At 42.9% G+C, this 11,597-nt stretch carries 5 protein-coding genes; all 5 read left to right on the top strand.

Annotated elements, in window-relative coordinates; translation table 11 throughout:
* Positions 1–166: 166 nt before the first annotated feature.
* On the top strand, positions 167–1,351 hold the full coding sequence (locus ACWATR_RS17535) for a response regulator (RefSeq protein ID WP_460334926.1): 1,185 nt from the start codon (positions 167–169) through the stop codon (positions 1,349–1,351).
* A 244-nt stretch (positions 1,352–1,595) separates the two neighbouring features.
* Positions 1,596–1,961, top strand: coding sequence for a response regulator transcription factor (locus ACWATR_RS17530; RefSeq protein ID WP_069073698.1), 366 nt, complete (start codon positions 1,596–1,598; stop codon positions 1,959–1,961).
* A gap of 13 nt (positions 1,962–1,974) precedes the next feature.
* Positions 1,975–2,505 carry a chemotaxis protein CheW gene (locus tag ACWATR_RS17525; RefSeq protein WP_069073697.1) on the top strand — a complete coding sequence of 177 codons (531 nt, stop codon included), beginning with the start codon at positions 1,975–1,977 and terminating at the stop codon, positions 2,503–2,505.
* A gap of 14 nt (positions 2,506–2,519) precedes the next feature.
* On the top strand, positions 2,520–5,465 hold the full coding sequence (locus tag ACWATR_RS17520; RefSeq protein WP_460334922.1) for a methyl-accepting chemotaxis protein: 2,946 nt from the start codon (positions 2,520–2,522) through the stop codon (positions 5,463–5,465).
* Positions 5,466–5,556: 91 nt separating this feature from the next.
* A complete protein-coding gene (locus ACWATR_RS17515; RefSeq protein ID WP_460334919.1) occupies positions 5,557–11,469 on the top strand; it encodes a hybrid sensor histidine kinase/response regulator in 5,913 nt (1,970 codons plus the stop codon).
* Positions 11,470–11,597 lie beyond the last annotated feature (128 nt).

Below are 11,597 nucleotides of genomic sequence, written 5' to 3'. Positions count from 1 at the left end.
TGTCAAAGTGTATTACGAAAGATGAAGGTTCTTAGCTGAATGTATTCCCTAAAGACAATCAGAACAGAGTAAAAATCTTTTCAATACTCCATAATCAATACTGAAACAAGAAGTCAGAATTCACAATTCCGAATTCAGCAATACTTAAGGAGTAATTTTTAGATAAATGCAGGGAAATTTAAATGAAATTGATATTTGCAGTATCCTGCAATTGATTGAATTGGGACAGCGAACTGGGCAACTATGGGTGGAAGCTTATAGCTCTCACCATAACAACAAACTGGGTGGAGAAGGAGCAAGTATTTATCGCTCTAAACAACAGTCTTGGTTCGTCTTTTTCCTAAATGGGCAAATTATCTATTGCCAAGAAGGCGAGAGTAGTTTATCCAGAATTAGCGATTATTTACGTCATTACCGAGTTGAGACGCGACTCACCAACAAACAAATTGCCTCCCTACCACCAACTGACGCGCCAGAGTATGCCTATCTTTGGGCACTCTTGGAGCGGAATATTATCAACCCAAAGATCGCTGGTAGTATCATTCAGGGCTTGGTGCATGAAACTCTCTTTGACCTGCTGAGTTTACGTCAAGGTAACTTTATTTTCCATCAGGGTATGGCACTTGCCCCGCAATTAAACACCTTTGAGATTGCTCCATTTGTTACAAAAATTACGAAGCAGGTGCAAGAGTGGAAGCAACTCTATCCACATATTCAGTCTCCAGAACAATTGCCAGTGCTATCTGACAAAGTTCAGCTACAATCTTCCCTACCAGAAGCAACCGTAAATAAGCTACAACATTGGGCTGATGGTAAAACATCCTTGCGACAACTGGCTCGCCATCTCAACCGAGACATTTTGACAGTCGCTAAGGCAATATATCCATACGTGCAACAGGGTTGGCTACAACTAGTATATTCAGCCACTGTTAAACCAGATATCCACACGGATAGCTGGGAATTGAAGGAAAAACAAAAGGGGCGGATAGTATGTATTGACGATGCGATCGCCATCGGTGAGACTATAAATTCCATCTTAGAACCACAAGGTTATGAAGCGATCGCGCTCACCAATCCTTTAGAGGCACTTAGTCTGGTGTTTCAACTCAAACCAGATTTAATTTTATGCGACATTGCCATGTCGGAATTGGAGGGGTACGAGGTTTGCGCCATGCTGCGACATTCAACAGTATTTCGGCTCACACCAATTATCATGCTTACTGGGAAAGATGGGTTTATCGATCGAGTCAAAGCTAGGATGGTCGGGGCTACAGATTATTTAACAAAACCATTTACAGATACTGAGTTACTCATGCTCGTGGATAAATATATCAACAAGCAAGGAAAATAGGGCATTGGTTATGGGGCATTGATTATTTCTTCCTCATCTATGGGACATATAAAGAGATCGAAGATTTGTTGATCTACTAAAAGATGAGTTAAAAGATGTTATCACAGAGTCAGCCAACTTCGTGAAACGTCAATCACCGGGAAAATAGTGAAAACATAGAATTAATTTATACAGTTAATACTTGCGGAGGAATCAGGGAATGTTCCAAATAGGAACGTCTACATCAGGAGGTAAATAGACACTTATGAGCACAGTTCTGATTGTGGAAGACAGTATCGCGCAAAGGGAGATGATTACAGACCTCCTGAAAGCAACTGGCCTAACAGTTACCCATGCCAGTGACGGATTAGAAGCATTGGAGGCAATTCAAATAGCACCTCCAGATTTAGTGGTATTGGATATTGTCATGCCCCGGATGAACGGCTACGAAGTTTGTCGGCGGTTAAAATCCGATCCAAAAACCCAAAATGTCCCAGTGGTTATGTGTTCTTCCAAAGGCGAAGAATTTGATCGCTACTGGGGGATGAAACAGGGTGCAGATGCCTACATAGCCAAACCATTTCAACCAACCGAGTTGGTAGGAACAGTCAAACAACTGCTGCGAGGATAAGGATAAAAACAACATGGTCAGCAAACCGGACTTTTTAAGTGGCAGCGGTCAAGACCACTTCCGACCAGAATTACAAGTAGAAAGTCCTGAAGGTGAGTTACATTTGAGGTTTTACATTCCCTCGCATCAGGAGTTTGCACTACAAGCAACTGGCATCCGGGAGGTAATTGAACTAAGTCCTGATAGAATCACCCCGATTCCTAATGCTTCTCCTTTACTTTTGGGTACTCTAAATTTACGAGGTCGAGTTATTTGGGTGGCCGATTTGGGTCAATTTCTTGGGGAAGCAAGTGCATTAAACACGGATAGAGCTGAAATTTCGGTGATTGCCATTGAGGAGCAAGACACAATAGTGGGTTTAGCAGTAGAGGAAATTGGTGGTATGGATTGGCTGGATGTCCAAAATCTCATGCCACCAACTAATGTTCCAGATACTATGGCTCCTTTTTTACGTGGAGAGTGGTCATTAAGTGCTAAAAAAAACCAGTGCCTAAGACTGCTCGATCAAATGGCAATTGTACGGAGTGCTAGGTGGGCAGGATGAAATTGGAGGAGGAAATGGCAGCAAGTATTGATAATTACGAGCCAACATATCAACAGGCGATGACCGCCTATGTTCAAAGGAATTATGAGGTTGCAGCCACTTTAGTTGACCAAGTGGTGCAAAATTTACCAGATGACCCCAACTCCCATTTGTTGCGGGGTCACATCTACTATGTTTTACAGCAGTACGATGTAGCAAAAGAAGAATATCAACAGGTATTAGGCTTGACTAACGATCAAGAAATTATTGGTTTTGCCAAGAATGGAATTGAAAATATCAATCAATATTTACAGTCATTCGGTGGGCAGGTTGATACATCCGGAAGTCAAGAGCAAATAAATTCCTCAGAGATGTCTGATCCACTGGCATATAGGGAACCAGAATTAGAAGATTTGGGCGCTAGTGAGGAGTTTGACAGCAATAACCTTGATTTGAACTTTTTTGGAGAGCATCAAGAAACTGTGGATGGCGTTGAAGAAGTATCTTCAAAAAGTCCATTTGACCTACCCACAGAAGACAGCATTGGAACGGTCAAAATCTCAGATTCTTCTCCAGCTTTTGGTGACGATCCTTTTGCCTTAAATTTAAATGACGAATCACGGGAACAAGAGTCAAATAGTAACTGGGAGGAGAATACAGAATTAGAGTTACCTGCTTTTTGGCAGGAAGATGTGTCAGGAGATATTCTGGAAGAATCATTAGTAAATAGTCAATTTTCAGATAATGGGATAAATTCTCTTCAAGAAAATTCAACTATTAACAATAATAACTCTTCATCTTCTAAGTCAGAAATTGGTAATAGCGAGAATAATTTTCCTGATTTGTTGAGTGAGCCAAAGTCCCCAGAACTTAGTATTGAAAATTTAGAATATAAAAAATCTAGTTTTGGAGACGAAACTTTACTAATTGTTGAAGAAGAACTAAGAAATGGTTCGGCAACAAAAAATAAGTTGGAATACGGCAGTCAAGATAATTTGCTTGAAACCGAAGCACATAGTTGGTTGGAACCACAAGATTTTGCCGCAGAGGAAGCTTATCAGCCAGATTTATCTGAGAATTCTTCATCTTTTAGTAGCAATCTACCTCAAGAAGAAAAGCCGTTGAAATCAGGCGAATTCATCAGTCAAAATAGCTTTGATGACGATGAAAACTTTGATATGGAAGCATTTGAGTCTGCTTTTGGCTCAGAGGGTTTAAGTTCTTATGAAGACTCAAGTACTATACTGAATGGAGAAAATTCTAAGAGTAATATCGAGTTTTTAGATGATTTTGAGGAATTTGACGATTTAGGCAACATTCCAGGGTTTGACCTGATTGAAGGAGATGCTAACTTCGGTGATCTAGCAATGCATTCTGCTCCAGCAGAAAATAGTGACACTGGACGCGCTCAAGTCGCGGAGGCTTTTCCAAGTAATACAGCCGATCGCGAAGAAGAACTATTTTCGATGACTGGTTCCCATGAAGGAGTTCCAGTCTTTAGCCAAACAGATGTCTCGAAACTAGAACCCAACGTCAGCATCGAGCAAGGATGGTTAGCACCATTAGAAAATGCCTCCATCGAACAGAAACAATGGTTAATTGCTGGAAGTGTAGGCATTGTCTCGGCGCTGGTTGTAGCTACAGTTAGCTTTGTCGCCACCACATTTTCGCCACCCCAACAACGAGAAACAGTACGAAACACAGGTTGGGCAATGTCACTCGCATCTGGGATTGCAGGTTTTGCTACCGCAGGCTTTATGGGGAATTTGGCGCTGAAACAAATTCGGCGCACAACTAATGATCTCCAAGCTCAGTTTGAGGCTGTACGTCAAGGAAATCTGAATGCTCAAGCTACAGTGTATTCCGAAGATGAATTGGGGCATTTATCCACTGGCTTTAATGAAATGGCGCGGGTAATTTTCACAACCACAAGTGAAGCCCAACGGAAAGCCGATGAACAAGAGGAAGCCAAAGAAAATCTCCAACGCCAGGTGATTCGTCTCTTGGATGATGTGGAAGGAGCTGCTAGAGGTGATTTAACAGTCCAAGCTGAAGTGACAGCCGACGTATTAGGAGCTGTAGCTGATGCTTTTAACCTGACAATTCAAAACCTGCGGGATATTGTGCAACAGGTAAAAGTAGCAGCGAAGGATGTAACAAAAGGTGCAACCAACTCTGAAACCTTTGCTAGAGCATTATCTAGTGATGCCTTGCGCCAAGCGGAAGAGTTGGCAGTAACGCTGAATTCTGTACAGGTAATGACCGACTCAATTCAGCGGGTAGCAGAAGCGGCGCGGGAAGCCGAAACCGTTGCTCGTGATGCTAGCACGATCGCTCTCAAAGGTGGCGAAGCAGTAGAAAATACCGTGGCGGGGATTTTAGAAATTCGAGAAACCGTTGCCGAAACCACTCGCAAAGTAAAGCGGTTGGCGGAATCTTCCCAAGAAATTTCTAAAATTGTGGCGTTGATTTCCCAGATTGCTTCGAGAACAAACTTGTTAGCACTCAACGCTAGTATTGAGGCGGCAAGGGCAGGAGAAGCGGGACGCGGGTTTGCGATCGTAGCAGATGAAGTGCGCCAGTTAGCAGATAAATCTGCTAAATCCCTGAAAGAAATTGAACAAATTGTGATGCAAATCCAAAGCGAAACAGGCTCAGTAATGACCGCGATGGAAGAAGGTACACAACAAGTAATTAAAGGGACAAAATTGGCAGAAGAAGCCAAGCGATCGCTCGAAAACATTATTCAAGTGGCGAATCGCATCGATATTCTTGTGCGCTCTATTACTACCGACACTGTGGAACAAACGGAAACCTCCCGCGCCGTCGCTCATGTAATGCAATCAGTAGAACTGACCGCCCAAGAAACTTCCCAGGAAGCACAGCGAGTTTCAGGTGCCCTACAACACTTAGTAGGTGTATCCCGTGACTTAATCGCCTCCGTTGAACGTTTCCGAGTGGAAACTATGGAAACCAGATAAATAGTCATTTGTCTTTTGTCCTTTTTTATTTGCTAATGACTAATGACTAATGACCAATGACCAATGACCAATGACTAATGACTAAAAAACTATGCTGCCGGAACAACAACAGCGGATTTTGGGTTACTTTATTGAAGAAGCCAGGGATCACCTGAACACCATTGAGCAGGGCTTGCTGAATTTAGAGGGTACTCTGAACGACCCGGAAATGATCAGTGAAGTCTTCCGGGCGGCTCACTCCATCAAAGGAGGAGCGGCGATGCTTGGATTGACTAGCATCCAGCATACCTCCCACCGTCTGGAAGATTGTTTCAAAGTTCTTAAAGATAATCCGGTTCAGATTGACCAAAAGTTAGAGTCTTTATTTCTTGGTGTATCTGATACCCTAAAATCGCTGTTAGAGCATTTGAGCGGGCCTTATGGTCTTTCCGAAGATGCAGCCAATACTTTGATGTCAGAAACTGAGCCAGTCTTTCAATGGCTGTATCAGCATTTGGAACTACTTGTAGAACAAGCAAAGAGTGGAGTAGCCAGCAATCCTGACGCAACAGAAGTACACACAACCTCTGTAGAGAATGTCTCCACACTTACAGAACTTTTCCTGCGGCGAGATATTCCCGATTTGGCAGAAGACACCCATCAGGAATCTCCAGACTCAGTAGCACCCCAGGAGGTATCTTCGCCAGTCATTGCTAAAGAAAATAATAATTGGGGTGAGTTTCAAGCCCAAGTGTTGCAAACACTGCGGGAAATGTTGCAACTATTTAAGCAAACTACAACACCCTCAACTCGGCAAAACCTCCAGCAATGCTGTCAGCAGTTAGTCAAACTTGGTAAAACTTGGAATTTGCCCAAGTGGTGTAGTTTGTGTCAAGCAGCAGCCAGTGCGATCGGCAATCCCGAAAATACTTATCTGACTTTAGCTAAAATTGTCATTACCGAAATCAAGCAAGCTCAAGAATTAGTCCTGCAAGGTAGGGAAACTGAAATTGCAATTAGTCAGCAACTAGAAGCGCTTTTGAGCTTTGCAGAAATTGAGTTATTAGCGGTTACGCCTGATTTGTTTGATGAACAGTCTGCGGCTTTGACAGAATCAGAGCCAATTCTATCTGGTAATACCGATCAGACAAATGAAGAATTGAATCTAGACGAAGATACTAGCGATCGCGCAGCTTTAGCGAGTCCACGAGCACCTGGCTACACCAACGTCTCCAACGAACTCCCCTATCTTGAGTTCCAAGGAACACAACAAAATGCTGCGACTCACACCAGTCTTACTTTCAACACACATGAAGAAGCACATCCAATCAGTAACAATCTTGACCCTAATGGCCCAGAGGTAGGAATAGCTGAGTTAAATACCCTTGCCGATTTATTTGAAGGTGAGACTCCCGAACTAGATGAAAGCTGGCATCAAGAAGAAACTTTAGATATTGTTTCCACCGATGACTTTGGAATTGATTTCAGTAGTACTGACACTGAGGCTACTGATGGCGATTTATCTGATTTACTCTCCTTTGATGAAGACATAAGCAACACACAGCACCCAACAATCACAGCCACTACAGAAGATTTATCCCTACTATTTGGCGATAATTTCCTAGAAAAGGAAAATTCAGAACTACAAAATCAACAAACAGCTGCTACGACTCTAGAGTTGAGTGATATTAACATACTTGATATAAATTTAGACTCTTCTTCTGAAGATTTACAAGAATTTATTGATATTTCTAGTGATACAAACCAATCTGCTGATGTCAACAAAAATAATGTAGTAGAAGATTTATTGACACTGGCACTAGATGATGATGAATTATTGCCAATAGGTGAAGTGACTCAACTAGAAACTGAGCCATTCCCCAGTGTGGAATTATCTACCAATCAACACAACAGTTTTGACAACTTATTTTTAGAACCTAGAAATGCAAATTGGGTAGAAGAGATTACCCCTAGTGACTACATAGAATTACCTCAGCCAACAGGCTTGTCTTTGGACAACCTGTTTGGTGAAATGGAAGAACAGATACTACCGCCTACAAGTGAACCAGAAATCGGTGATTTATTTGATACTTCTCCAGGAACAGCGCCTGAATTTTCTCAATCAGAAAATGATCTGAGCAACTTTTGGAGTCAGGAAACCACAGAGGAACAGGACGAGTTCGATTCCTTAATTGATCAGAATGTGGAAAGGGCGTTAGATGAGAGTTTGTTTACTGGTTCGACTGATGATATTTTTGGCGATAGTCAGTCGCTTATACCTTCTCCTGTAGCTAGTTTTGACATAGAAGAAGATTTTGATCTTAATTTCCAGCAACAAGAGCAGCTAGATTTGATACTCTCATCAGATTCTGGAGATGATTTATTTGATGAGTTAGTACCAAGTAGTTCAACTATTTCCCCTGCAATCAACGATATCTCTACGCCTGAAACGCCATTGTTTGCGCTGCATCCAGAGGAAGAAATTCTCAGGCCGCAACAACCAGAAGCTTTAGATTTTATTCCAGAATTTACTAATCAGTCCCCAGAAATATCTGCTGTTAATCTAGAACTTAATGAATTAATCTCTTACGATGAAAATCCGCAACTGCTGTTTGAAGATGTTGCGGCAAATGATTCTACCTATATTCAGATGGAAACCACAGAGAATACTGTGGATGAATTATCAGAAACGATTAGTTTTGGGGAAAATTCAGATTCAGAATTAACCCAAGCACAGCCAGATGATTTGTTCGGCTCTTACGATGAAAATCCGCAACTGCTGTTTGAAGATGTCGCGGCAAATGATTCTACCTATATTCAGATGGAAACCACAGAGAATACTGTGGATGAATTATCAGAAACGATTAGTTTTGGGGAAAATTCAGATTCAGAATTAACCCAAGCACAGCCAGATGATTTGTTCGGCTCTTACGATGAAAATCCGCAACTGCTGTTTGAAGATGTCGCGGCAAATGATTCTACCTATATTCAGATGGAAACCACAGAGAATACTGTGGATGAATTATCAGAAACGATTAGTTTTGGGGAAAATTCAGATTCAGAATTAACCCAAGCACAGCCAGATGATTTGTTCGGCTCTTACGATGAAAATCCGCAACTGCTGTTTGAAGATGTCGCGGCAAATGATTCTACCTATATTCAGATGGAAACCACAGAGAATACTGTGGATGAATTATCAGAAACGATTAGTTTTGGGGAAAATTCAGATTCAGAATTAACCCAAGCACAGCCAGATGATTTGTTCGGCTCTTACGATGAAAATCCGCAACTGCTGTTTGAAGATGTCGCGGCAAATGATTCTACCTATATTCAGATGGAAACCACAGAGAATACTGTGGATGAACTATCAGAAACGATTAGTTTTGGGGAAAATTCAGATTCATCCCAGACAAGCTTAGAAATTTTAGATACTGAAGAAAATAATTTAGAAACTACCTTTGACTTTGCAGAAAACACAGCTTTTGAAGAGACAGAACTGGGTTTTGATAATGATTCATTGTTTGCAGAAACTGCTCTGCCAGCAGCAGAAAAACAGGAAAAATTAGAAGAGAATGCAGCAACAATTGACTCACAAGCTGTCCATGACTTCACACAAACGGTTATTCAGGAAGATGTCAAAGCCGATTTGTGGGATTTAGGAGAGACATCTGAAACGGTACCAGTGTTAGAGGGAGAAAATGCAATTCTTGCTCCGAATGAAGAATTGGCAACTACAGAAATCGTTGAAGAAATTGCTCCAGAAGATGAATTTGCAGATTTGGCAGCATTACTAGGAGAGGAAGTAGCACCCATCCCTAAAGCCAAGGAGATACCAGAAGTAGATTTTGCTGCCCTGGAAGAATTGCTAGGTACAGATAATGAAAGCAATGTCTACGACGGGCTACGCCAACGCCAGCCCTTAGACATTCAACCAGTCTTGGGTAAAAATCCCATTTCATCACCAGCGATCAAAGATGAATTCGGTGACTTGGAGAAGTTGCTGGCAGAAGCAGATCAAACAATATCCCATTCACCTTCAGTAAAATCGAACACCAGCAAAACTCCCCGCCCCTCTACTCGTCGGGCTGCGAGATTTGAAGAAACGATGAAGGTTCCAGTTAAGCAACTGGACGATATGAGTAATTTAGTTGGGGAGTTGGTGGTAAATCGCAATACCTTAGAGCAGGATCATGAACGGCTGCGGCAGTCATTAGATAACTTGCTGATTCAGGTACAACAACTCTCAGATGTGGGCGCAAGGATGCAAGAGTTGTATGAGCGATCGCTACTAGAAGCTTCTCTGTTAGCTGGACGTAAAAAGAAAGATCCCGGCTTCCAAGCTCCAGATTCCAATGCCGATAGGGGTTTTAGCGAGTTAGAAATGGATCGTTTTACACCCTTCCATACACTCTCACAGCAGATGATTGAGCGGATTGTGCGAGTGCGTGAGTCGGCTAGTGATATTGATTTCGTTACCGAAGAAACCGAGCGAGTCGCAAGGCAGTTCCGCCAAGTAACCACCCAGTTACAAGAGGGATTAACAAGAGCGCGAATGGTGCCTTTTGCTCAAACTATTGATCGCTGGCGGCGAGGAGTGCGCGACAATGCTATCAAGTGTGGCAAACAAGTCGAGTTGGTGATTGAAGGTGGTGATACCTTAATTGACAAGATGATTTTGGATCATCTGACCGATCCATTAACTCACATGTTGAATAATGCGATCGCTCACGGCATTGAAACGCCAGAACAACGCCAAGCTGCTGGTAAACCACCTGTGGGAATCATTACCATCCGCGCCTTCCACCAAGGCAACCAAACCATCATTTCTGTAGGCGATGATGGCGCAGGTATCGATTCAGCAAAGGTTAAGGCGAAGGCGGTGAAAATTGGCATGATTACAGAAGCGCAAGCAAAAGCCATGTCTCGTCTGGAAGTCTACGATCTGCTATTCCAGTCTGGTTTTACGATTAAAGACCAAGCAGATGAAATTTCCGGTCGTGGTGTGGGTATGGACGTAGTGCGTTCTGAGATTAGCGAAATTCGTGGGACAGTTAACACCGATTCTGCGATCGGCAAGGGAACCACCTTCACCATTCGCTTACCACTGACTCTGAGTATTTGTAAAGCTCTCTGCTGCGTCTCCGATCGATCCAGAATTGCCTTCCCGATGGATGGTGTAGAAGATACGCTGGATATCCCAGTCAAAAATATTCAGCACGATGCCAATGGGCAATCATTTATTTCTTGGCGCGATACGGTGCTGCCATTCCGACCTCTGAAGGAACTTTTAACTTTCAATCGCCAAATCAGTCGTGGTAATGTCTATGGCGGTACGCGAGATGATGATATGGTTTCTGTGGTTGTGGTGCGATCGGCAAATACCCTGATTGCTCTACAAATTGACCTGGTGTTGAGCGAACAAGAAATTGTAATTAAGCAATTTGAAGGGCCAGCGCCTAAACCCATTGGTGTTGCTGGTGCTACAGTCCTGGGTGATGGTCGGATTATGCCCATTGCTGACGTGCTGGAAATAATTGACATCTTCCAGGGACGGATTTCTACACAAACTGGTGGCAATTCTTGGCAACAAAAAGCTACTCCTCCAGACACCTCTCCTGCGAAGATTGACCCGACAGTACTAATTGTCGATGACTCAATTACAGTCCGAGAGTTGCTATCCCTAACGTTTAACAAGGCAGGTTATCGCGTAGAACAGGCGCGTGATGGGCAGGAAGCTTGGGATAAACTTCGCTCCGGTCTGCCCTGCGATATCGTATTTTGCGACATCGAAATGCCCCGTTGCGATGGTCTGGAATTACTCTCTCGCATCCAGAAAGACTCTAACCTCAACCACTTACCGATCGCGATGCTCACCTCACGAGGTGCAGATAAGCACAGACAAATTGCATCTCAACTCGGTGCTAGTGGCTACTTTACCAAGCCTTATCTCGAAGAAGCTCTCCTCGAAGCCGCAGCGCGAATGCTGAAAGGGGAGAAACTCATTACTACTACAAGTAATGCTTAGTTTCACGATTTTGAAAAACACCTTGCAGGGCTGCTGTCAAGGTAAATTAACCTGAGTTCGACAAACCTCTCCCTGCCTTGAACTTTAGTTCAAGTCTGTCCCTCTCTGAGTCGGAGAGGGACAGGTTT

The sequence above is a fragment of the Nostoc sp. UIC 10890 genome (assembly GCF_054786515.1).
This window is presented reverse-complemented; position numbering and strand designations above follow the sequence as displayed.